Source organism: Mycobacterium botniense, from assembly GCF_010723305.1.
Lineage (GTDB): Bacteria > Actinomycetota > Actinomycetes > Mycobacteriales > Mycobacteriaceae > Mycobacterium > Mycobacterium botniense.
Genome location: NZ_BLKW01000002.1, coordinates 1,860,848 through 1,882,299 on the forward strand (window position 1 = coordinate 1,860,848; position 21,452 = coordinate 1,882,299).

The window sequence follows — 21,452 nt, forward strand, 5'->3', positions numbered from 1 at the left end:
AAAACCTTGGGGTTTTCCCTGCTGGCCGGCGTGCTGACGCTGTCGGTCCTGGGTATTCCCTATATCGCCAAGGCCACCGAGTCCGCGCTTGGCCAGGTGCCGACCTCGTACCGGGAGGGGGCCGAGGCGCTCGGGCTGCCGGCTGGGTGGACCTTGCGCAAGATCGTGTTGAAGTCGGCGCTACCCGGAATCGTTACCGGCATGCTGGTGGCGTTAGCGCTGGCGGTCGGCGAGACAGCGCCCATGCTCTACACGGCGGGCTGGTCGGATTCCCTTCCGACCGGGAAGCTCACCGACTCGCCGGTTGGGTACCTCACTTACCCGATCTGGACGTTCTACAACCAGCCCTCGAAGACGGCCCGCGACCTCTCCTATGACGCGGCGTTCTTGCTGATCGTCCTCCTGCTGTTGCTGATCGCCATCGGACGGCTGATCACTGGGGTCTCACGGCGGCATTCCGAATCCTAAGCGACAATGTCTTTCCGATGGAGAGTCAACTGCGCCAGTGGTTTTCGTGTAGTAGTTGGTGACGCCGGGCATCTGGTCGGGTGATGGACGTGTCGAAGAGCGTCCACTGGTCATGTCTAGCTGACCAACCGCGACAGCCGCGCCGGAGCGAGGTGATATGGGCTGTGCCCGCCCGGTTGGTTCTCGCAGACCGGCTGGTCCCGCGCGGTGTCGGTCCGGTTGAGGTTCAGTGACCTTCGGCTGAACAGTCAGGGCGATACTTCACCGCTATGCAGCGTCAGGATGTGGATACGGTCAACATCTAAGCTTGCCGACGGCGAACGGTGAATCGAGGAGAGCGCTGGTAGCCAGTGGGTCGGGGGCGTCAGAACGGTCGATCCCCGCCAGGCTCTAATCGGGTATCCAGCAGGTCGGTAGATTGAATCCTCGGCGAAGGAGTTTTGGTGGCCAAACGGTTGGACCTCAAAGAGGTCAACATCTACTACGGGTCATTCCATGCGGTCGCCGATGTGTCGCTATCCATCCTGCCGCGCAGCGTGACCGCGTTCATCGGCCCGTCGGGCTGCGGCAAGACCAGCGTGCTGCGCACCCTTAACCGGATGCACGAAGTCATCCCCGGCGCCCGGATCGAGGGCACTGTGCTGCTCGATGACGAAGACATCTACGGCGCTGGTGTCGATCCCGTCGGTGTGCGCCGAGCGATCGGAATGGTATTTCAGCGGCCGAACCCGTTTCCCACCATGTCGATCCGCGACAATGTGGTGGCCGGCCTGAAGCTGCAGGGTGTGCGGAACCGCAAAGTGCTCGATGAAGTCGCCGAATATGCACTGCGGGGTGCGAATTTGTGGGACGAGGTCAAAGACCGCTTGGACAAGCCCGGTGGTGGGTTATCTGGCGGGCAGCAGCAGCGCCTGTGCATCGCACGCGCCATAGCCGTGCAACCCGATGTGTTGCTCATGGACGAGCCCTGTTCGTCGCTGGACCCTATCTCGACAATGGCGATCGAAGACCTGATCGCCGAACTCAAGCAGGACTACACCATTGTCATCGTCACCCACAATATGCAGCAGGCCGCGCGGGTCAGTGACCAGACGGCGTTCTTCAATCTGGAGGCGGTCGGAAAGCCCGGTCGGCTGGTAGAGATCGACGACACCGAGAAAATCTTTTCCAACCCGACCCAGAAAGCCACCGAAGACTACATCTCTGGCCGATTCGGGTAGCGTCTCGCATCGGAACGGTCCCGGCCGGATCTACTGCGGCGCGGTCACCGAATCGTCTTCGGGGAACTTTCCGGTTGCTTGGAATACCACACGCCGGCCCACCTCGACGGCGTGGTCGGCGAAGCGCTCGTAGAAGCGGCCGAGCAGTGTCACGTCCACGGCAGCGGCGACCCCATATTTCCATTCGCGGTCCATCAGCACAGTGAACAGGTGCCGGTGCAGGTCATCCATCGCCACGTCTTCCTCGCGGATCTGGGCGGCTTTCTGCGGATCGCGAGACAACAGCGCCTCCTGCGCACTATTGCCCAATTCCACTGCAACCCTTCCCATTTCAGCGAAGTATCCGTTGACCTCTTCGGGTAGGGCGTGCTGCGGATGACGACGGCGCGCGATCTTGGCGACATGCAGAGCCAGCGCGCCCATCCGGTCGATATCGGCGACCATCTGCAAGGCGCTGACAATCGCACGCAGATCCCCGGCCACCGGTGCCTGCAAGGCCAACAACACAAAAGCGCTTTCTTCGGCATGAGCGCTGAGCGCCGAAATCTGTTCGTGGTCGGATATGACCTGTTCAGCGAGGACCAAGTCGGCCTGCAGCAAGGCCTGCGTTGCGCGTTCCATGGCAACCCCGGCGCGTCCACACATCTCGCCGAGCAGGTCGGTCAACGCCGAGAGTTGCTCTTGGTAGGCGGTTCGCATGTCTTCCAGACTACGTCGTTGAGCTTCAATAACGCTGGAAGCGGCCGCTGAATTGGCCCTGAACTTCCGCGGCGCAACCCCGGCCCACGGTGCTGTCACTCGCAGTTGGTGTCAGCGGCATTAGTGACGGTCAGATCCTCAGGCAGTTTGGTCGGTGTGCTGCCACTGTTGCGGTCGATTTGCACGCTGACCGAGGAGCCGCTGGGTGCTGGCGCCTTGACCGACGAGAAGTCCGGACCCAGGACCACCTGGACCACTTGCCCGATTCCGGTGACCCGTTCGACTTTGGAGTTGGCAAACGCCGACGCCACCGTGACCGCCGCTTGCTCGTTACCAGGTGAGAAAAACACCGTAGTCGATTTCAGGGCGCTCGGGTAATCATCCGGTGCCAGGACCCGGAAGCCGTACCGTTTCAGCTCGCGGGTCGCTGTGGCGGCCAAACCCGACTTGGTCGTCGAGTTGGAGACCTGCACGGTGATGTCTTGCGCAGCGGTTGTCACCGCCTGCACCTGTTCCTGGCTGTGGGTACTACCGGTTTGTGGAGGGGTGCTGGTGGTTGATTTGGGTGCAGGGGCCTTTCCTAACGTCTGGGCGTTCTGATCGTGTTCTTTGGGTAGTGGGTCGTCGTTGATGATGGCGTCGAACAACGCCCGCACATCGGCCATCCGGGGTGGTTCGTTGCCGTCCGCGTCGGTTTCGCCGGTTGTTGGCACAGTCACGAATGTGATGTGCCCAGCCGAGATCCCCCGCACCGATTGGCCGAGGTCGACGAGGTCTTTGGTCTTGACGTTATCGACGTAACTTTCGCCGATGAAAAGGTTGACGACGTTGTTGAGTTTGCTGAGAGAAAAGAACGTGTCTTTAGAGATCAGCGAGCGCAGCAGCGAGGACAAAAACAGTTGCTGGCGTTTGATGCGCCCGTAATCGCCATTGTCCTCGGTAGTGACCTGGCGGGCACGGACATAGTTCAGAGCGGTGCGCCCGTCGACGACCTGGCGTCCCGCGTGCGCCAGCACAGTACCTAACTCGTAGTCTTTGAGTGGGGTAGTACTGCACACCTCGACGCCGCCTAGCGCGTCGACCATTTTGGCGAAGCCGACGAAGTCGATGGCGATGAAGCGGTTGATGGAAAGACCCGACAGCTTCTGGATGACTTTCACCAGGCACTTCGGGCCACCAAAAGCGTACGCCGAGTTGAGTTTGGTCTCCGTGTAGACGTATCGGGGTCCGTAGCTTCTGGTCTTCTCGTCGTAGAGGGGGCCGTAGGCACCAGTGTCGGGATTCCAGGCCTCGCATCGGGTCGGAGTGATCGCCAGATCGCGGGGAAAAGAAACCGCGACGACGCGTTTGCGGTTAGCCGGAATGTTGACCAGAATCACGGTGTCTGACCGGGCACCGCCGGCGTCTTCGGTGTCTCCGGCACCCATCTGGCTATTGGCCCCGGCGCGGCTGTCGACCCCGACGATTAAGAAATTCTCGTCGCCGAACTGCGCATTCGGGTCGACGACATCGCGCGAGTTGGGATCCAGCGCGCTGACGGTGTTGAGGCGGTGGTTTTTCGAGGTGCTCCACTGCCATGCCCCGCCGGTCGTTGCCAGCGCGAGCACGGCTAACAACGCTGCGACGACGCGCCCAGCCAACAGCACCAGGCGACGGCGTCGGGGTTTCGGTGGTGGTTCCTGCAGGGCGGATGTCCGGCGAATCCGCACCGGTGGTACCCGCTCTGACGCTGTCGGAAGCACCGTGGTCTGCTCGACATCATCCTGCTGCTTGGTGCTGTGCGGTCGGTGAGGCGATTCCGGCTCGAACAGCTCGGTGTCGACCAGGGCTGAATAGGCGACCGGAGTGGGGTCATGAGCTCCGTGCCCGGGTGAGTCGAGCGGTTCGACGTCCGGGGCGGCGTGATGGCGGCTGGGTCGAATGCCGCTGCGGCCACCGACTCTGGCGATCAGCTCAGCGACTGTGAGTTCACCAGTGGTATGACAGCCGCCCGGTTCGGCGTGGTCGTAGTCGCCGTCCGGGGTAACCTGTAGCGCCGGCCGTTCACGGGTGGCCAGCGAATACTGCGCAGAGAAGCGCTCCCACGGTGCCGCGCTTGGGGATCGCTGCGGCACTCGGCTGGTCAACTCGCCGTCACCGTCGGCATGAGGCGCGCGACCGCGGCCAGGAGTGGCGTTGTGGCCGTCACTCATGTTCTCCGGCCTCCGAACTCTGATGAGTCTCCGACGGTCCCTGCGGCTACGTCCGAGCAGCGCTGACAGTGCCAGCACGATAGTGCGCCGCCGGCGGGTCCCGCCACACTGCTAGCACGTCGACAGCGACACCGCGAACGAGTCAGCTGATGGAGCGCATCGCAACAAGTTCCACATGGTAACCAGACATCCGTCCAGGCGCGATGTCGAGATCGTTTCGAATCAGCCACCGGAGTGCATCATGTCGGCCTTAGTCGGCACTGTGCAGTCGTCGCGATCGGATAACCAGCCGTCGGGGAGCACCACTCGGGAAGGTGAGCCCTGCCGGCCCCGCGGACCGGTTGCCGCAGGCGGGAACGGAACGTCAGGGTCTAACCGACCCAGCAGGATATCGAGGTCGTCGAGTGTTGTCACCAGCGCTAATGCGCGCCGCAGCTCTGATCCGGCGGGAAAGCCGTGCAGGTACCACGCGATGTGCTTGCGGAGGTCGCGCATCCCCTTGTCCTCGCCGAAATGTGCGGTCAGCAGCTTAGCGTGTCGACGGATGATGTCGGCAACCTCACCCAGCGTGGGTGGAGTAGGCGCCGGACGGCCGGTGAACGCCGCCGACAGCTCGGCGAACAGCCATGGCCGCCCCAGACAGCCACGCCCGATGACGACACCGTCGCAGCCGGTGGTGGCCATCATGGTCAGCGCGTCGCTGGCATCGAAAATGTCCCCGTTGCCCAGCACCGGAATAGTCTTTACGTGCTCTTTGAGCCGGGCGATCTGCTCCCAGTCGGCGCTGCCGGAATAGCGTTGCGCCGCGGTCCGGGCGTGCAGCGCGACTGCGGCCGCACCTTCCGATTCGGCGATACGGCCAGCGTCAAGGTGGGTGTGGTGGTCGTCGTCGATACCGATGCGGAACTTGACGGTCACGGGAATGCCGGCGCTCTCGGTCGCGCGTACCGCAGCGGCGACGATCTGCCCAAACAGCCGCCGCTTGAACGGCAACGCCGCCCCGCCGCCGTGCCGAGTGACCTTGGGCACCGGACAGCCGAAGTTCATGTCGATGTGATCGGCCAGGTCCTCATCGGCGATCATCTTTGCGGCCGTATACGTGGTGGCCGGGTCGACCGTGTAGAGCTGCAGCGATCGGGGTGACTCGTCAGGGGCAAACGTCGTCATATGCATGGTGACCGGGTGCCGTTCGACGAGAGCGCGCGCGGTCACCATTTCGCAGACGTAAAGTCCGCTGACTGTGCCGACCTGGGATCGTTCCAGCTCGCGGCACAGGGTTCGGAATGCAACATTTGTCACGCCCGCCATCGGGGCCAGCACGACCGGGCTGGCGAGCGTGAGGGAGCCGATCCGCAACGCCGGCTACCGTCGGCTCATCCGCAGCGCCCCCTTGGTGTTAAGCACCCGCTCTGCGGTGATCTTCTCCTCCTGGCGGGCTTTGCGTTCAAGATAGCGCTGCTTGGACAGCTCGAACTTCTCACACTCCTTCTCGAGTTCGTCCATCAGGGCGCCGAGGTCTTCCTGCATCCAGGCGGCTTCCCCGGTGAAATCGTCACGTTCGAAGATGCGCCATTTCTTCAGCACCGGCTTGACCACATCCTCGAGGTGAATGCGCACGTCGTAGACGCCGCCGACGGCAATGATCACCGCCTTGCGGCGGAACTCGGGCACCAGGAACCCCGGCATCTTGAAGTGGCGCAGCACCCGGTGCAACGACCACATCGCCACATTGGGCGCAATGTCGAAGGCAGCCTCACTGACGTCGCGGTAAAAGATCATATGCAGGTTCTCGTCGGCTGAGATCCTGGCCATCAGCTGGTCGGCAACCGGCTCGTTACACGCCTTACCGGTGTTGCGATGTGAAACGCGGGTGGCCAACTCCTGGAAGGTGACATAGATGATGGAATCGGTGAGGCGGTCGGCGAAATAGTGGCCCTGGTGGTTTTGGCCTGGGCTGAAGCCACGGTTCACCACCTCGATGCGCAGCTTTTCTAACTCCACCGGATCGACCGCACGGGTTACCACCAGGTAGTCACGCAGTGAGATCCCGTGCCGGTTTTCCTCGGCGGTCCAGCGGTTCACCCATTGCCCCCAGGCGCCGTCCATGCCAAAGTTCATCGCGATCTCGCGGTGGTAGGAGGGCAGATTGTCCTCGGTGACCAAGTTCTGCACCATCGCGACTTGGGCGACATCGGAAAGCTTGGACTGCTCAGGCGACCAATCCTGGCCGCCCAGCGCGTAGTAGTTCTTACCGTCCGACCAGGGGATGTAGTCGTGCGGATTCCAGTTTTTGTGCATGCTCAGATGCCGGTTCAGGTTCTTCTCGACGACCGGCTCAAGTTCGTGCAACAGCTCCAGGTCGGTCAGCTCTGACGGCATGGACCCTCCCGTTATCTGTGCCTGTTGGTAGCAGTCAATATATCTGTGTATGCCGGTAGCATTCAAGTTTGACTGGCTTGACGGCATGTCTGCGCCGCGCCGACAGTAGTGTGCGAGCCGCGACAGCCCCCCGGAACAGGGGTGCACCGGGCTCACGTTAGGGAGCCGCGACCCTGCTGGTAAGCATGTCGATGCAGTAGTCGATGAATTGGCTGCGCGTCGCGGCTAACCGGCCGTCCAGATACGCAGTGAACAGTGCGGTCAGGCCGCCGATCAAGCTGGTGGCGACCAAGTTTTGCCGTACCGGGTCGCTGATCCGGGTGAGTTTGCGCTGCAATAACGCAATGAAGTTTGGCATCCACTCCGCGCCGGACCGGGTTAGCACGGGTTCCACCTCGGGCGCCAGCAGCAGCACCCGCCCGCGCACTGGATCGTCGACCATCAGTTCGACGAATTGCTCGACGGCTTCCCGCGGGGTGGCCGCTGACATCAGCGTCGCCATGGCGCGGGCGCACACGTCGTCATAAACCGCGCGAACGAATTCATCACGGTCAGCGAAGCTTTCGTAGAAGTAGCGCTCAGTCAGGCCAGCGTGGCGGCAGACCGCGCGGACAGTCACTGCTGGCCCGCCCTTACCGCCGAGCAACTGCACGCCGGCGGTGATGAGTTTGTCCCGGCGCAAAGCTTGGCGGTCCTCCAGCGGCACACCAGACCAGCGGCCGCGTCGTTGACCGGAAGGCACATCGCTCCTAGAGTCATTTTGACAACGCACGTAGTCAGAATTGCTGACCGCGACAGGACATGTCACCGTGACCCAAGATACGTCTACGGCAGGCGAGCTGACCAGCGAAAGCGCTGAGGAGGTCGCCACCGGCTGCCCGGTGTCGCCATGGGGGTACGCGGCGCCGCCGCGCCCGCTGGGCCCGGATTCGCTGACGTGGCGCTATTTCGGGGATTGGCGCGGCATGCTGCAGGCACTCTGGGCGGGCTCCATGCAGAATATGCACCCCCAACTGGGTGCGGCCGTCGAAGAGCACTCGACGTTCTTCCGGGAGCGCTGGGCGCGGCTGCTGCGATCGCTCTACCCGATCGGCGGAGTGGTTTTCGACGGCCACCGTGCCCCGATAACCGGTGCCGAGGTCCGCGACTACCACATCGACATCAAAGGCGTTGACGCTCGCGGCCGTCGCTACCACGCGCTTAACCCCGATGTGTTCTACTGGGCCCACGCCACCTTCTTTGTCGGCACTTTGATTGTGGCCGAGCGATTCTGCGGTGGAATCACCGAATCCGACAAACGCCAGCTGTTCGCCGAGCACGTCATATGGTACCGAATGTACGGCATGAGCATGCGGCCGGTGCCGCAGACCTGGGAGCAGTTCCAGGTCTACTGGGATCATATGTGCCGCAACGTGCTCGAGAACAACCGGGCCGCACGCGCCGTGCTCGACCTGACTGAGCTGCCGAAACCGCCATTCGCCCAATGGCTTCCGGATTGGCTGTGGGCTGTGCAGCGTAAACTGCTGGCGCCGTTCCTTGTTTGGCTCACCGTCGGGCTCTACGATCCGCCGGTGCGTGAGCTGATGGGTTACACGTGGTCGCGCCGCGACGAATGGCTGCACCGCCGATTCGGGGATGTGGTTCGGCTGCTATTCGCGTGCCTGCCGAGGCGGATGCGGATGCACCCGCGGGCCCGTGCCGGCTGGGACCGCGCCACCGGACGCGTCCCGGCTGATGCACCGTTGGTGCACACCCCGGCGCGCAACCTGCCACCGCTCAACGAGCGCAAAAACCGCAAGCACTACTGCCCCGAGGTGGATTGACAGCGCTGCGCGCTCACCGCTCACGTCGCTTCGGGTACCATACGGGCGCGCGCTGCCTGGGGCACCGCTTAACGGCCTGGTCGGCCGCGGTGCGGCGTTGGCCTCAGCAGTGAGCGTGACTGTGGACTTCCTCGAGGCCGGACTCATGCACATGCGGGTGGCTGTGCTCGGTGCCGTCATCGTGGGTGTGTGAGTGCTCATGTTCGAGGTGCTCGTGCTCATGGCTGGTGTGCGCGTGGGTATGAGCAAGGTCTCCGTGCTGATGTTCATGCGAATGCGGTGCGTCGTGTGTGTGTTGTTCAGTCATGGTCATCATCTCCTCTAGCGGAAATATGCGGAAATATGTTGCGTTTGTTGGAGAGACGAGCGCTCGTCACCCAGCGCCAACGATGGTGTCCCGAAATGACTGGGGCCCCGACACTGGTTGCAGGGCGCTGTCGGCGCGATGGTGGCGCGGAACTCCGGGACCGGCGTGCTCGGCATTGCAGACCGCATCGATGACGAGCTGGCGCACGTGGTCGTTTTCCAGGCTATAGAAAATCGTGGTTCCTTCCCTGCGGGTGCGCACCAGACGCGCCATGCGCAGCTTCGCCAGATGCTGCGAGACCGATGGCGCCGGCTTGCCCACATGTTCGGCAAGCTCGCTCACCGACATCTCCCGGATGGTCAGCGACCACAGCACCTGCACCCGGGTAGCGTCGGCCAACATCCGGAAGACCTCGACAACCAGGCTGACCTGGTCATCCGGTAACCGGCTATTTTCAGTACCTGCATGCATACGCAGATACTAGCGAAGAGGTGTGGGGTGTACAAGGCGGCCTCTCGCCGTTCAGGCTGACCGGCTCACTGATGCGGCCGGGGCGGTAGTAACCTAGCCTGTCTATCTTGTTGGGAAAACGGGTTGAGGGAGCCGAATGGTACGCACCGACAGCGACAGCTGGGACTTGGCGACCAGCGTGGGGGCCACGGCGACGATGGTTGCCGCGCAGCGGGCGCTGGCCACCGAGCGGGGCTTGATTGAGGACCCCTTCGCCGCACCGCTGGTGCGCGCGGTCGGCATCGATGTCTATACCCGGCTGGTCAACGGTGAAATTCCGGCCGACGAGAACTCCGAGTTCGACCCGGACCGGATGGCCCGGGGAATGACCGTGCGCACCCGCTTCTACGACAAATACTTCGCTGACGCGACTGAAAGCGGTATCCGGCAGGCGGTCATCCTCGCGGCCGGCCTGGACGCGCGCGCCTACCGCCTGAACTGGCCCGCGGGCACCGTCGTCTACGAGGTCGACATGCCCGAGGTGATCGAGTTCAAGACGGCGACGCTCCATGAACTCGGTGCGCAACCCACGGCGGAGCGGCGAACGGTCGGCGTCGATTTACGCGATGACTGGCCGGCTGCGCTGCGAGCTGCCGGATTCGATACCCAAGCTCCCGCCGCCTGGACGGCCGAGGGATTGGTCGTCTACCTGCCCTCTGACGCGCAAGACGCGCTGTTCGACCACGTCACGGAGCTGAGCGCCGCCGGTAGCCGGCTGGCGTGTGAATTCGTTCCGGACACCGCCATTTTCGCCGAGGGGCCGTGGCGCGAGCACCACCAGCGGATGGCGGAGCTCGGCTTCGACATCGACTTCAACGAACTCGTCTACCACGGTGAACGTAGCCATATCATCGAGCACTTGGCCCGGCTGGGCTGGGGGGTGTCACATCGCACCGTTGCGGAGATGCACGCGGCCAACGGCTTTGTATACCCCGACGACGAGGTGGCCGCCGCCTTCGCCAACGTGACCTATCTCGACGCGGTGCTCGCACGCTGACTGCGGCGCGCGACGGCCGAGGATCGGTTGGCCGGTGGCCAGGATCAGTCAGTGCAGGTGTGGCAGCACCTTTGCGCGGTAGAACTCAATCGCGACAGCCGGGTTCTGCTGGACAAAATGCATGAACGGTGTCGCGCCGACATCCAGCACGGACTGGACTGCGGCGATGTGGGTGGCGGGATCGGTCCCTGTCGTCCAGCCGGAGATCACCTTCTCCAGCGGGTTGGCCTGTGCCGCGCGCTGGATGTCGACAGGGTTGGGTTGGTCGATGGCGCCGCCGGTGAACCGCCACAGTTCGGCGGCCCGCGTGATCTCGGTGTGATCGCCGACGACGGCGAACACCTCGGCTCGCTTGCCCAGCCTGGCCGGATCACGGCCGGCGTCCCGGGCGCCCTGGTTGAACGCGGCCACCAGCTTCTGGTTTTTCATGCTGCCCGCTTCCGCAATCCACCCGTCGCCGTACCGACCGGCCAGGTGTGCGCTTTTCGGCCCGCCTGCGGCCACGAAGATCGGCGGCGGTGATGGTGGCAGGTCGTAGAGCTTGAGCTGGTTTGTCTGAAAATGCTCGCCGTGAAAGGAGACCCGTTGGCCACTCCACAATTGACGGATGAGCTCGATGGCCTCGATCAAGCGGTCGTGGCGCTCTCGGTAGGGTCCGAACTCAGTGGTGGCGGCCTGTTCGTTGAGCCGTTCGCCGGTTCCCAGGCCGAGAAAAACCCGTCCGGGGTAGAGAACCGCGAGCGATGCGAAAGCGTGAGCCACTGTCGTCGGGTGATAACGATAGCTGGGGCATGTGACGCCGGTGCCAAATAGCACATGGTTGGTCTGCTGGCCCACCAGCGCCAAGGTGATCCACGGGAACATCGAATGTCCCTCATTGTCCTGCCAGGGCTGGATGTGGTCGCTGGCCCACAGGTAGCGGAAGCCCGCTTGTTCGGCCTGTCGGGCCTGGTCGAGCAGCTGTGCCGTGGGGAACTGCTCATGGGATAGTACGAAGCCCACCGCAGGGCCTGACGGCGGCGGAGCGGCGGAAATGGACGGTTTGGGAGCAGGTCGGCTGCAGGCAGATGCCAGCCCGGTGAGGCTCAAGCCCGCTGCCAGCCATCCGAAAGAGCGTCGTGACATACCTCGCATGGGGCAGGTCTACCCCACCTTCAACGACTGCGCCTGAATAACAGCTAATCCGCGCCAGGTGTTAATTGGGGCGCATACGGCAGGCCCCTGGACTCGAGTGGGTGCCCAGCATCGTGGTGTCCTGTTCAATGGTGCCCCCACCAGGACTCGAACCTGGGACCTGCGGATTATCAGACCGATTGTCGCGCAACAAGTTTCGGAAAAGGGCGCCGCGTGAACCCGGTCAGCAAACCTGCCGCAACCCGCGATGCAAACCTGGATACAGATCGATTCTCGGCCGTTACCAAATTCTGCGGAAAAACATATTTACTACCGGACGTGTCAATAAGTGAACCACTGCTCGAAGAGTGGCAGCTGTGGCAATACGCAGCCCGCAAAGCCGACAGCACCATCCTCGAACGCGTCCGCGTGATCGCCCTCTTCGCACTCGAAACCGGTTGCTCCCCAGTCACAGCCAAAGCCGGCGACATCATCCGGTGGCTAGGCTCTCACACCGAGTGGTCGCAATCAACCGCCGCGACCTACCACAGCTATCTTCGGTCATGGTTCACGTGGCTGACCATCATGGACCATCGCGCCGACAACCCGATGGTGAAACTCGGCGCGCCCCGCTACCCCGACCGGGTGCCGCGGCCGGTCTCCGACGATGACCTGGTGCGGCTACTGCTCACGCCGATGCACCACCGCACCCGCGTAATGATCCTGTTGGCGGCCCTGGCTGGGCTTCGGGTACACGAGATCGCGAAGCTCCGCGGCGAAGACATCGACCTGTCCAAGCCAGCTTTGCACGTCGAGGGGAAGGGCAAACGGACCGCCTGGATACCGCTGCATCCGTTGCTGGTCGAGGCGGCATTGACCATGCCCGCCAAGGGATTCTGGTTCCCAGCTAACTCTCGCCGCCCGGGTAACCACGTGCATTCAAAATCGGTGAGCGACATCATCGGCAACGCGATGCGCCGTGCGGGTGCGCGGGGCACGCCGCATAGCCTGCGGCACTGGTACGGCACAACGCTTCTCGATGACGGCGCTGACCTTCGGACCGTGCAGGAGCTGCTGCGTCACCGCTCGCTGGCGACCACCCAGATCTACACGAAGGTGAACGACGAACGCAGGAGCGAGGCTGTCGTGCGGCTCAATCCATTCCGCGGCGCCGCCTGAACTACTCGCGCGTACAACAGGGAGGGTTTACGATCCCGCTTCATGAAGGCCCACGCGGTCGTTGTCGCCGCGGCTACGCCCATGTTCTGCCTGGCATTTCTGCTCGCTCCGGCGGCGTGGGCGTCCCCTCCGACTCCGCAGCAGGTGTGCGATGCGCTCGACGCTGATCCGGAGCCGTCGACGTTCATTTCGCTGCTGCTCGAAGCAGCCCAGGACGAGGGCATCAGCACCACGGCGGCCGGCGCGCAGATGGGTGCCTACGTCGGCGACCGATGCCCGCGCCATCTCCCGATGCTTGAGCGGTACCTGGCCGACAGGCAGGAGGCAAGCCAACGATGACGGCTGATGACACCGACGTGAGTCCACCTGGCGATGAGACTGTTGCGAGCATGTCGCACGGCGCGGGCGGCGACGAGACCGAGGTCGTCCCGCCGGTCACCGAGGTAGCCCCGGAGTTGGCGTGGTCGGCCTGCGAAGACGAGGCCGGCCTGGAGCCGGCGCCGGCCGCCGGCCGATCGTGGGCCCGCACCTGCGGCTACGCCGCGCTGATCGGAGTGGTGCCGGCCGGCCTGTTGATCCTGATCTTCGGCTTCCCGTGGTACTGGTTCAGCCCGCGCTCGAGCGCACCTGCGCCGAGCGTGGCGGCCCCGACGCCGGCGCCCACGGTCGCGGCGCTTCCACCCGCCGGCAGCGCGCCCCCGCCGGCCGTCCGCACGCTGGGGCCTGTGGCTGTGCCACCGCCGTCAACGGTGACCGTCACGGCAGTGCCGCCGGCGACAGTGACCGTGCAAGCAGCGCCTACGCTGCCGCCGACGGACAGCAGCTGGACGCCGGAGCAGCTCGCAACCTCGACGTGCGATGTGCTCTGGGGCGGGGGCAGCCAAGCCGATGCGATCCAATTCGTGCGGAACAAGACCGGGTGGGATTTCGGGCCCGCTCAACGCTGGACCGCTCAGGCGACCTCGATCACCTGCCCGGGAGCCGGGCACTGACCCGGCCGGCTCACCACCGGTCGAGGATCATCGCGAGGATCGCGCCCATGAGCACCACCACCGCGGTCCAGCCGGCCACCAGCACCAGCAGCGGGTGATCGGCCGGCCTCATAGTTCGATGTCGAGTTCGGGAGGGATCGGCGGGTAGTCGGCGCCGGGCAGGTTCTCCTTGATCCAGCGGATTGTGCGCCGCATCCATGCCTCGGCGATCCGGAACTTCTTCTCCGCGACGTCGCGGGCCTGGCGGTCGGCTTCGGCGAGCCTCTCGGCCTTGTCGATGCGTTTGGCGTTCTCGACGATCTCTTCGCCCTGCTCTTGGAGCCGCTTCTCGATGGCGTCGGTGTAGCGGGCCCAGTTCTCGCTGGCCGCCGCGTAGGCCTTGGTGAAGGTGTCGTTGATGGCCGCCTGCGCGGTCGCCTCGGCGGTCTTCGTCGATGCGCGGGCGGCTTCCAGCGCGGCGTTGGCTTGGATTGTGGCGGCGTTGGCCTGTTCCTTGAGGGTGTCGATCTGCTCCAGTGAGGCTTGGTGGTTCTTCTTGGCTTGGAACAGCACCCCGAGTAGGCCGATGACGGCGACCACGAGGGAGCCGAAGACCGGCCCCCAGATCGTCCAGTTCACCGGCCGGCGCTGCGGCGTGGTCTGGCCACGACGTTGCGCAGCCAGCTGGCCGTCCGGTTGGGCACCTTCAACCCGACGACCGCGTACAACACCACGCCGAGGGCTTCGTAGCCGCCGTGGGAGAGCGCGTGTGGCCAGTCGAGGGCGCCGAGGTCATGTCGTGGGGCGTCCTGCCACGCCGCCAGCAGTGCGGCGGCGAACGCCACTCCCGCGAACTCGAACGTGTTGGCCGCCCAGGTCCAGCCGGGCCACTTCCAGTTGATCGCCACGTTGGCCTTTCAGGTCTAGGAAACCCCGCGGGGCGGCAGGTGTTTGTCGCCCGGCGGGGTTCCGGTCAGGTCAGGCCGACAGGAAGGCGTCGACGTCCTTGACGAACACCTCGGCCTTGGCGATGAACGCCTTCACCTGCTCGGGCAGCGGCAGGTCTTCGATCACTTGGAGCACGGTTTCGGCGTCCTTGACGAGGGTTTCGGCGTCGGCCTTGAGCTGGGCGGGATCGATAGTGGTCATGACGGTATTTCCTTTCAGGAGAGGGTGATTCGACTGCTCTAGGCGAACTGCGGTGCGACCACCTGGGTCAGGTAGTTGATCATCGGGGTGATGTCGTACGCGTAGTGGTCCGCTGACGGGCCGGCGGCCACGAATTGCAGGCCGTTCCAGATCGCTTCGGCCATCGCGATGACCATCGTGATCGGGTTGACGAACTGCTCGACCGCGGCCTCGATCAGCGCGACGAGGCCTTCGATGGTGCCGCCGAAGTCCTGCGACACGATGATGTTGTAGATCAGGGTTTCGTCGTGTCCGACTTCGGTTTCCGCGGTCCACGGGTCGGTGCCGATGGGCGCGTTGGTGTACAGCTCGGTGGCGCCCCCGTCGGTGCCGAGCCACACGAAATCGAGCCAGTTGGACGGGGTTTGGGCCGGGGTGAGGCAGTCGGGGCCGGAGATGCCTCCGGTGACCTGGCCGTCGCGCAGGCCGGGCATTCCCCAGCCGGCGTAGGCGTTGCCGTTGGCGTAGCCGGGTGAGCGCAGCGGGTTGCCCCACATCAGCGCGGCCGGCACCCGGGCTTGCAGCCCGTTGGCGAGGATGAAGTCGCGCCACCACCAGCTGCCGCAGATCGCGCCCTGGCTGTAGCCGATGGGGATGATCAGGTTGTTCGGCCACACGTCGGTCGCCAGCCGGACCGCTTCGTTCTTCCCGTCCAGCGCGGAGGCGCCCATGTTTGGGTTGAAGATCGACGCGGGGTAGTTCCCGACGGGCTGCCAGGTGAACACGTTCGGGAACGCCGCGGCGGCGGCCTGGGCGACCGCGGCCGGCTGCGGCCATCCGGTGTTGTCCATCGCCGACCCGGTGCCCGCCCACGTCATCAGCACGATCGGCAGCTCACCGCTGATCGCCCAGGACACGCCGGTGTGGTCGACGAACGCCGACGTCGACGAGACACCGGCCAGGGCGTCCATGATGTTGGCCCAGGTGACCGCAGCGGTCACGACGCGGCCTTCGGGGTGGGCTCGCCGGCCTGCTGGTACAGCGCGACGATCATGTCGAACCAGTCCAGCCCCTTGTACAGGCGCAGCCCGACTTTGCCGCTGGTCGTCTCGACGTCGAGCACCGACGAGGTGGTCTGGCCGGGCGCCTCGGGCGGGAAGTAGACGCCCGGGCCTTCGTACTCGTGGAGCTGGTCGACCTGACGGTAGGACAGCGGCGCCCCGGTTTGGGCGTCGATGCCGGCCAGCGCGCACATGACGGTCTGCGCGATCGCACCCGCATTCGGGCTCACGGCGCCGAGCTTCGCCGGGGTCTGCACCGGCAGCAAACCGAAGATGTGCGCGGCGACCGCATCGACCAGGGTCAGATCGTCGCCGTCGGCGATCTTCTGCGCCAGCACCGCCAGCGCGTCGGGCTTGCCGGCCAGCTGCGGCCACGCGCCGAGCTGCCCAGCGATCGCGTCGATTTCTTGCTGCTCGGTGGATTCTGGCTGTGTCACGGTTCCTCCTGTAAACAGTTGTGCGAGCTGGTCTTCGGTGCCTTTGAAGGCGTTGCAGTCGACGGTGATCCCGGCGACCAGGGCTTGGTCGGTGAACTGCCAGCAGGTGGGTGTGACGCCCCCGTAGGGCGCCCAGCCGGAGCCTTCGTCACCGCCCGCGGCTTCGTAAATCTGTGAGGCGTAACCAGTGCCGCCCGGGTAGGCCGAGGAGACGATCGCGCCGGCCTGGGACAGGTCGCCGCCTCCGACCTCGTCGAAATACCAGCGCGGACAGTAGCCGACCCCGACGGTGATGCCGGCGGCGTTGAACGCCGAGGCGACGGCGTAGTAGTTGGCGAGGTCGCCGCCGTTGGCCTCCCAGTCGAACATCGCGTTGGGCAGGCCGCCGGCCGCCAGGTAGGTCTGCGCCTGGGCGCCAAGGTTGTTGGTGGTGACGTAGTGGTAGCCCAGCACCGGAAGGTTGGCGTCCCGGCAGGCCTGAAGGACGACCGGCCAGAACGGATCCTCGTAGTAGTCGCCCTCGGAAACCTTGTGGCACATGCCCGAAAAGCCCTGCGGGATCAGCTGGTTGACGAAGTCGACCGCGTCCTGCTCGGAGTTCCAGTTGTTGTTGGAGCAGTCCGGGTAGAACAACGTGCCGCCGGCCGGCCCGCCGAGGCGCGGGAAGTCGGCGACCGGCGAGCGCCGCAGCGCGGACAGTTCACGTTCGGTTGACCAGTGGCTGATGTGTGCGAGGCGGTCGGTGTAGCGGACGTGGTCGTCGCCGTGGCGGCGCACCTCCCACTGCAGTCGCCCGTCGACGACGACAGCGGTGGCGGTAGCGCCGGCCTGGTAGCGGGTTTCTCCGACGAGATCGGGTGCGCCGTTTGGTTTCACGAAATCAGTCCTCTCACGAAGTGTTCGCCCTCGAAGTCAGCCGAGCTGGCGCAGTGCACGCCGCCGGGTCCGCGGTGATGCCAGCGGCAGTAGTAGGTCAGGTTCTGCGCTGATTCCACCCATGCGCCAACGGAATCCGGGTCACCCACGCCCGGGTATTGGTGCTCAAGCATCTGCAGGTCGACGCCGTTTTGCAGCGCGAACTCGATGTGCGTGTGGGAGCTCGAGCGGGCCGTGGCATTGCGTGAAGTCCCCGGTGCGCACACCGAACGCGCACTTCGCCGTGGCGTGGGTTTTGCGGCGGTAAGCGTCGAAATCCCGGTAGTGCGGGTCGGATTCGCGCGGCTCGTGCTCCGGGTAGTGGACGGTGTAGCGGTGCGTGACGTTCTGGTCATGCGCCGGGGTCTCGTCCATCAGCCGGCGCTGATCTGCTCGCCGGGGTCGGCGTCGTCCGGGCGGATCCCGCTCGACGGCTCGCCGGCGTCGGCGTCGTCGACGCTGACCCGGCCGCGCTTGCCGCGCGGCGCTTTTGACATGACCGGGCCGGTGTTGAGCAGGTTCAAATCCGTTGCCAGCCGGTTGAAGTCGACACCCTCCGGGGACTTGCCGCCGGTGAACAGTTCCTCGGTGAGCGCGACGACCGCGACCGTGTTGTACGTCGCGTAGAAGGGGGCGGTGATGCCGCCGTGGCCGCCCCACGTGAACAGGCCGGCCTCGGTGCGGCTGGTGGCGTCGACGACGGGAATGTAGTGGCCGCCTTCGATGCGATGCCGGCCACGGAGCAGATGCCAGGGCTGGCCGGCCTCGAACTCCGCCTCGCAGTAGTCGGGCACCTGGATACCGATGCCGACCATGTCGAACAGCGACAGGGCGATCAGCAGCTCGTCGAAGTCACCCGGGGTCAGGCCGGCGTAGGCGACGATCTTGTGCCGGTTGCCGTCGGCGTCGACCAGGCCGGTGTTCTGCCGGAACTCGTACAGCTCGTGCACGTCGGTGCCCTGGTCGGTGCTCGGGTCACCGGGCACGTAGCCGGTGATCTCGGAGTAGTTCTGGACCGCGGTCTCGTCGGTGAAGTTGACCGTAACGCCGCGCAGCGCGTTGGCCAGCCGGATCTCTTCGATGCTGCCCGCGATTGCGCAGTCGCCCAGCTGGTCGTTCATGAACATGTGCGGCTGGATCGCATCGGCGTGGCCGAGTGGGTATTTCAGCGACTCGACCGACGGGAGGTCGCTGGTGTAGTAGTCGCACAAGCGGACTCGGGGTTGGGCCAGAACGGTTTTCAGGCCGAGCTTGTACTTCACGGTTTCTCCTTTCAGCCGCCGGCTGGCGGTCTGGTGACGAATCGGACGAGGCCGCCGTATTCGGGTTCGGGGCGCGGCTGCTTGGGCGGTGTGCCGCCGCGCGCGGGGATCGGGGTGGGCAGCGGTAGCGGTGTCGGGGTCTCGGTGGCCGGTAGCGGTCGCGCGGCTGCCGGGGCCGCGGGGACGGTGTTGTTTGGTGGCTGCGTCCACCACTGCTGTGGCGCCGACAGCGGGCCCACCCGCGTGGCGTTGCCGAACGCTGCCCGGACGCTGCTGACCGCGACCGCAGGCCCCGCGGCCGGCGCGGTCGCTTCGGCGCCCGCCGACAACCGGTTGAGCGCCTGCATGACCGGAGTCGCCGGCGCCAGCGCCCAGAGCACGTTGAACATCGACAGCACGGCGACCGGAAAGGCGTAGGGCCCCGACGAGAGGAATGACTGCAGGTATTGGCCGAGCAGGCTGCCGTTGTCGAGGCCCCAGAGCGGGATGTCGTTCGGGTTCAGCAGCGACAAGATCGACCCGGCGCCCCCGGTCGCGTCCTGCGCGTCCGGAACGTCCAGCGAGTCCGTTACCCGGGGCGCTGAGTCGAACGGCTGCAGCCCGCGGGTGCTCGCCGCTGACGCCACCTGGTATTCGGCCATGGCCGCGATGTCCTGGGCCCAGTATTCGGTGTAGACGGCTTCGAGCGCGGCGATGGCCGCCGTGTTCTGGCCGAGCAGGTTGGTCGCGACCAGCACGCGTAGTTGGGCCCGGTTGGCGGCGACCAGCGCGGGCGGCACGGTGGCGGCGCGGGCTGACTCGTACGCTGCGGCCGCGGCGCGCGCGGCGTTGGCGGTGTGCTCAGCTTGCGCGGCGGTCGTGGTCAGCCACGCCGCGTAGGCCAGCGCGCTTGCGGTCATCGCGTCGGCGGACGGCCCGCGCCAGGATGCGGCGAGCCCAAGCACCGTTGAACGGAAACCGGCGGCGCTTTCGGCTAACTGCGCAGAGATCGCATCCCAGGCGTGTGCTGCGGTTAGGAATGGGCCAGAGCCCGCACCGGCATACATGCGGGCTGAGTTGATCTCTGGCGGCAGCAGCCAAAAGTCCACCCGCTTAGGTCTGTTGGATGATCAGGTTGAACGTCTGGTCGTACTGGCGGCCGTACTCGGTGACGATGTGCACGATCACCGGGTAGACGTCGCCGGTGACGCCGCCGGTGAGCCACCCGGTGGCCTGCGTGGCCGTGACGTTGACCGACACCACCGTCAGCCCGGGGCTGACCGGGGTGAAGGTGGCCGCCGCGACGCTATCGCCTGTTCCGGCAAGCCAGTTCGTGAAATCGAAGGTGTAGTCCAGCACCGCGTCGGCGGCCTGGGTCCAGGTCGGGCCGACCCGGCCGAAGCTGGTCACCACCTCGGTGCTTCCGACCGGCACCGAGTAGGTGCGCAGCGGCGACGGGGTGTGCACCCGATAGTCGGCCAGGCTCGCCGATCCCACGATGGGGCCGATGACGGCCGAGACGTTGAGCGTCACCGGCGCCGGGAGTAGGTTCACCGCGACGGCACCCCAGGCCGGCGTGTAGGCCGACATGCTGGCCGCGGACACCACATACGGCGCGCCGGCCGCGTCCCCGAGCAGCAGGATCTGGTCGGCGCTGCTCGAGTTGACGATCGCCCGTTTCGTCTGGTTGTAGCCGAACGCGTTCGCCCGCGGCGTGATCCCGTGCGCGGCCACCAGCCTCGCGGCCGGCTTCGTCGACGGCGCGGTCAGCTGATTGAGCGCACCGTTACTCGAGACCGGGGTGTCGAATCCCAAAGCGCCGATGTAGGACACCGACTGCGCCGTCATGTACACGGGCGCTGAGGAATTCACCTTGATCGTCTGCGCCCCCACGGGTGGGTCGATGACCCCGAACAGGTACAGCGAGCCGAACGGGTAGAGCCACGGGTTGCTGCTGTAGAGACCGTACGTTTCGCTGGCGAGCAGGGTCATCGGTTTGCTGCCGACTTCCGCGGTCAGGGTCACCGCCGCGGTGTTGTAGATGTTGACCGCGGCGAGCAACGCGGTGGCGTCCGCGGCGAGGGTGTGCGCGATGCTGCCCTCTGCGAGGTAGCCGGCTGCGTCGGTTCCGACTGCGTCGAAACTGATTGCGTTGCCCAATAATCCGACACCGAGGCCGGCCCATTCCTCACTGGCGGCGGGCGCGGTCGCGGTGAAGTCGACCAGGCCGCTGCCGGCGGCGTCCCCGATGAGCAGGGGCTGGTTGGTGCTGGCGACCGACGCGATGTTGGCTCGGCTGGTCTGGTTGTAAGAGGCGAACGAGTCGCCCCCGGCGGCGACGGTGCAGCCGAACGCGTTGACGAACAGCGGCGCGGTCGGTGAGGTGACCGCCAGCGCTGCTGACGCCCCGGATGCTGTTGTGCCGGAACCGACACCGGCGACTCCGGAGTAGCTGGCGGTGGCCAGCGCCAGGGTGCGGGCACCGGATTCGGTGCCCATGCCCGTCACGGACGCTGTCACGGTCTGCGCGCCCGTCGGCGGGTTCAGGAGGTAGAACAGCTGCACCATGCCGGTGTTGGAGCTCCAAAACGCTTGGGCTTCGGGGACCGGCGTCATGGCTTGGCCGCCGAATTCGACGGCGAACGTGGCCCCGGATGCGTCGACCGTCCCGACCCATTCGACCGCCGCGATCACGGCGGGATTGGGGGCGCTGCGGCTGACGTTATGCGTCGTCGCCGGTGTGCTCCCGGTGGTGGCCGATCCCGCGATCGATGCGATTGCGGTGGTCGACGAGTCGAAGGTAACTGCCATC

At 65.4% G+C, this 21,452-nt stretch carries 23 protein-coding genes and 1 pseudogene; 7 read left to right on the forward strand and 17 right to left on the reverse strand.

Annotated elements, in window-relative coordinates:
• Nucleotides 1-9: 9 nt before the first annotated feature.
• A pseudogene (locus G6N08_RS08665) lies at nucleotides 10-468 on the forward strand (ABC transporter permease subunit); the annotation flags it as partial.
• A 443-nt stretch (nucleotides 469-911) separates the two neighbouring features.
• Nucleotides 912-1,688 carry a phosphate ABC transporter ATP-binding protein PstB gene (pstB, locus tag G6N08_RS08670; protein ID WP_163756131.1) on the forward strand — a complete coding sequence of 259 codons (777 nt, stop codon included), beginning with the start codon at nucleotides 912-914 and terminating at the stop codon, nucleotides 1,686-1,688.
• Between the two features lie 30 nt (nucleotides 1,689-1,718).
• Here the strand turns inward: pstB and phoU are convergent, their stop codons facing one another.
• From phoU to G6N08_RS08695, 5 genes are all read right to left on the reverse strand, one after another.
• Nucleotides 1,719-2,387 carry a phosphate signaling complex protein PhoU gene (phoU, locus tag G6N08_RS08675; RefSeq protein ID WP_163756132.1) on the reverse strand — a complete coding sequence of 223 codons (669 nt, stop codon included), beginning with the start codon at nucleotides 2,385-2,387 and terminating at the stop codon, nucleotides 1,719-1,721.
• 95 nt (nucleotides 2,388-2,482) lie between these two features.
• Nucleotides 2,483-4,579, reverse strand: coding sequence for an LCP family protein (locus tag G6N08_RS08680; RefSeq protein ID WP_163756135.1), 2,097 nt, complete (start codon nucleotides 4,577-4,579; stop codon nucleotides 2,483-2,485).
• 222 nt (nucleotides 4,580-4,801) lie between these two features.
• The gene (gene dusB, locus G6N08_RS08685) at nucleotides 4,802-5,935 is read right to left on the reverse strand and encodes a tRNA dihydrouridine synthase DusB (protein ID WP_163756137.1); all 1,134 of its coding nucleotides are present in this window, start codon (nucleotides 5,933-5,935) and stop codon (nucleotides 4,802-4,804) included.
• Between the two features lie 6 nt (nucleotides 5,936-5,941).
• Nucleotides 5,942-6,958, reverse strand: a complete 1,017-nt coding sequence (locus G6N08_RS08690; protein ID WP_163756140.1) for an acyl-ACP desaturase — start codon at nucleotides 6,956-6,958, stop codon at nucleotides 5,942-5,944.
• A gap of 157 nt (nucleotides 6,959-7,115) precedes the next feature.
• Complete coding sequence (locus tag G6N08_RS08695; protein ID WP_163756142.1) at nucleotides 7,116-7,700, reverse strand: TetR/AcrR family transcriptional regulator; 585 nt, start codon at nucleotides 7,698-7,700, stop codon at nucleotides 7,116-7,118.
• A gap of 67 nt (nucleotides 7,701-7,767) precedes the next feature.
• Here G6N08_RS08695 and G6N08_RS08700 point away from each other — a divergent pair, with 67 nt between their 5' ends.
• The gene (locus G6N08_RS08700) at nucleotides 7,768-8,781 is read left to right on the forward strand and encodes an oxygenase MpaB family protein (RefSeq protein WP_246216645.1); all 1,014 of its coding nucleotides are present in this window, start codon (nucleotides 7,768-7,770) and stop codon (nucleotides 8,779-8,781) included.
• Between the two features lie 103 nt (nucleotides 8,782-8,884).
• Here the strand turns inward: G6N08_RS08700 and G6N08_RS08705 are convergent, their stop codons facing one another.
• Nucleotides 8,885-9,088, reverse strand: coding sequence for a zinc transporter Slc39a7 (locus tag G6N08_RS08705; RefSeq protein ID WP_163756146.1), 204 nt, complete (start codon nucleotides 9,086-9,088; stop codon nucleotides 8,885-8,887).
• 66 nt (nucleotides 9,089-9,154) lie between these two features.
• Complete coding sequence (locus G6N08_RS08710) at nucleotides 9,155-9,559, reverse strand: ArsR/SmtB family transcription factor (protein WP_163756149.1); 405 nt, start codon at nucleotides 9,557-9,559, stop codon at nucleotides 9,155-9,157.
• Between the two features lie 136 nt (nucleotides 9,560-9,695).
• Here G6N08_RS08710 and G6N08_RS08715 point away from each other — a divergent pair, with 136 nt between their 5' ends.
• On the forward strand, nucleotides 9,696-10,595 hold the full coding sequence (locus tag G6N08_RS08715) for an SAM-dependent methyltransferase (protein WP_163756151.1): 900 nt from the start codon (nucleotides 9,696-9,698) through the stop codon (nucleotides 10,593-10,595).
• Between the two features lie 48 nt (nucleotides 10,596-10,643).
• Here the strand turns inward: G6N08_RS08715 and G6N08_RS08720 are convergent, their stop codons facing one another.
• On the reverse strand, nucleotides 10,644-11,729 hold the full coding sequence (locus G6N08_RS08720; RefSeq protein WP_163756153.1) for a F420-dependent hydroxymycolic acid dehydrogenase: 1,086 nt from the start codon (nucleotides 11,727-11,729) through the stop codon (nucleotides 10,644-10,646).
• Between the two features lie 318 nt (nucleotides 11,730-12,047).
• On the opposite strand from G6N08_RS08720, the gene G6N08_RS08725 reads away from it, so the two are divergent.
• The 3 genes from G6N08_RS08725 to G6N08_RS08735 are packed head-to-tail and all read left to right on the forward strand — an operon-like array spanning nucleotide 12,048 to nucleotide 13,879.
• Entirely contained in the window at nucleotides 12,048-12,887 is an 840-nt protein-coding gene (locus G6N08_RS08725; protein WP_281352711.1) for a tyrosine-type recombinase/integrase, read from the forward strand.
• 42 nt (nucleotides 12,888-12,929) lie between these two features.
• On the forward strand, nucleotides 12,930-13,226 hold the full coding sequence (locus G6N08_RS08730; protein ID WP_095785798.1) for a hypothetical protein: 297 nt from the start codon (nucleotides 12,930-12,932) through the stop codon (nucleotides 13,224-13,226).
• The gene (locus tag G6N08_RS08735; RefSeq protein ID WP_163756155.1) at nucleotides 13,223-13,879 is read left to right on the forward strand and encodes a hypothetical protein; all 657 of its coding nucleotides are present in this window, start codon (nucleotides 13,223-13,225) and stop codon (nucleotides 13,877-13,879) included. The genes G6N08_RS08730 and G6N08_RS08735 overlap by 4 nt, the downstream gene beginning before the upstream one ends.
• A 108-nt stretch (nucleotides 13,880-13,987) precedes the next feature.
• On the opposite strand, the gene G6N08_RS08740 is transcribed toward G6N08_RS08735, so the two are convergent.
• The 9 genes from G6N08_RS08740 to G6N08_RS08775 form a co-directional block, all read right to left on the reverse strand.
• Nucleotides 13,988-14,497, reverse strand: a complete 510-nt coding sequence (locus G6N08_RS08740; RefSeq protein ID WP_003921237.1) for a hypothetical protein — start codon at nucleotides 14,495-14,497, stop codon at nucleotides 13,988-13,990.
• Nucleotides 14,494-14,766 carry a hypothetical protein gene (locus G6N08_RS08745; RefSeq protein ID WP_003921239.1) on the reverse strand — a complete coding sequence of 91 codons (273 nt, stop codon included), beginning with the start codon at nucleotides 14,764-14,766 and terminating at the stop codon, nucleotides 14,494-14,496. The genes G6N08_RS08740 and G6N08_RS08745 overlap by 4 nt, the downstream gene beginning before the upstream one ends.
• A gap of 70 nt (nucleotides 14,767-14,836) precedes the next feature.
• Nucleotides 14,837-15,007: a hypothetical protein gene (locus G6N08_RS20150; RefSeq protein WP_003921240.1), complete on the reverse strand. Its 171-nt coding sequence runs from the start codon at nucleotides 15,005-15,007 to the stop codon at nucleotides 14,837-14,839.
• A gap of 38 nt (nucleotides 15,008-15,045) precedes the next feature.
• Nucleotides 15,046-15,987: an alpha/beta hydrolase family protein gene (locus G6N08_RS08750; RefSeq protein WP_163756157.1), complete on the reverse strand. Its 942-nt coding sequence runs from the start codon at nucleotides 15,985-15,987 to the stop codon at nucleotides 15,046-15,048.
• Complete coding sequence (locus G6N08_RS08755; RefSeq protein ID WP_163756159.1) at nucleotides 15,984-17,360, reverse strand: GH25 family lysozyme; 1,377 nt, start codon at nucleotides 17,358-17,360, stop codon at nucleotides 15,984-15,986. The genes G6N08_RS08750 and G6N08_RS08755 overlap by 4 nt, the downstream gene beginning before the upstream one ends.
• On the reverse strand, nucleotides 17,357-17,626 hold the full coding sequence (locus G6N08_RS20615) for a hypothetical protein (protein ID WP_246216646.1): 270 nt from the start codon (nucleotides 17,624-17,626) through the stop codon (nucleotides 17,357-17,359). The genes G6N08_RS08755 and G6N08_RS20615 overlap by 4 nt, the downstream gene beginning before the upstream one ends.
• A 147-nt stretch (nucleotides 17,627-17,773) precedes the next feature.
• Nucleotides 17,774-18,661, reverse strand: a complete 888-nt coding sequence (locus tag G6N08_RS08765; protein ID WP_163756161.1) for a hypothetical protein — start codon at nucleotides 18,659-18,661, stop codon at nucleotides 17,774-17,776.
• Nucleotides 18,662-18,672: 11 nt separating this feature from the next.
• On the reverse strand, nucleotides 18,673-19,749 hold the full coding sequence (locus G6N08_RS08770; RefSeq protein WP_081262983.1) for a PPE family protein: 1,077 nt from the start codon (nucleotides 19,747-19,749) through the stop codon (nucleotides 18,673-18,675).
• Nucleotides 19,750-19,753: 4 nt separating this feature from the next.
• A complete protein-coding gene (locus G6N08_RS08775) occupies nucleotides 19,754-21,451 on the reverse strand; it encodes a phage fiber-tail adaptor protein (RefSeq protein WP_163756164.1) in 1,698 nt (565 codons plus the stop codon).
• Nucleotide 21,452: the final 1 nt, after the last annotated feature.

Bases quoted from the DNA above. Each gene is read 5' to 3' on its own strand.
- phoU (WP_163756132.1), bottom strand. From the start codon at position 2,387: ATGCGAACCGCCTACCAAGAGCAACTCTCGGCGTTGACCGACCTGCTC.
- G6N08_RS08680 (WP_163756135.1), bottom strand. From the start codon at position 4,579: ATGAGTGACGGCCACAACGCCACTCCTGGCCGCGGTCGCGCGCCTCAT.
- G6N08_RS08690 (WP_163756140.1), bottom strand. From the start codon at position 6,958: ATGCCGTCAGAGCTGACCGACCTGGAGCTGTTGCACGAACTTGAGCCG.
- G6N08_RS08705 (WP_163756146.1), bottom strand. From the start codon at position 9,088: ATGACTGAACAACACACACACGACGCACCGCATTCGCATGAACATCAG.
- G6N08_RS08710 (WP_163756149.1), bottom strand. From the start codon at position 9,559: ATGCATGCAGGTACTGAAAATAGCCGGTTACCGGATGACCAGGTCAGC.
- G6N08_RS08715 (WP_163756151.1), top strand. From the start codon at position 9,696: ATGGTACGCACCGACAGCGACAGCTGGGACTTGGCGACCAGCGTGGGG.
- G6N08_RS08720 (WP_163756153.1), bottom strand. From the start codon at position 11,729: ATGCGAGGTATGTCACGACGCTCTTTCGGATGGCTGGCAGCGGGCTTG.
- G6N08_RS08730 (WP_095785798.1), top strand. From the start codon at position 12,930: ATGAAGGCCCACGCGGTCGTTGTCGCCGCGGCTACGCCCATGTTCTGC.
- G6N08_RS08735 (WP_163756155.1), top strand. From the start codon at position 13,223: ATGACGGCTGATGACACCGACGTGAGTCCACCTGGCGATGAGACTGTT.
- G6N08_RS20150 (WP_003921240.1), bottom strand. From the start codon at position 15,007: ATGACCACTATCGATCCCGCCCAGCTCAAGGCCGACGCCGAAACCCTC.
- G6N08_RS08775 (WP_163756164.1), bottom strand. From the start codon at position 21,451: ATGGCAGTTACCTTCGACTCGTCGACCACCGCAATCGCATCGATCGCG.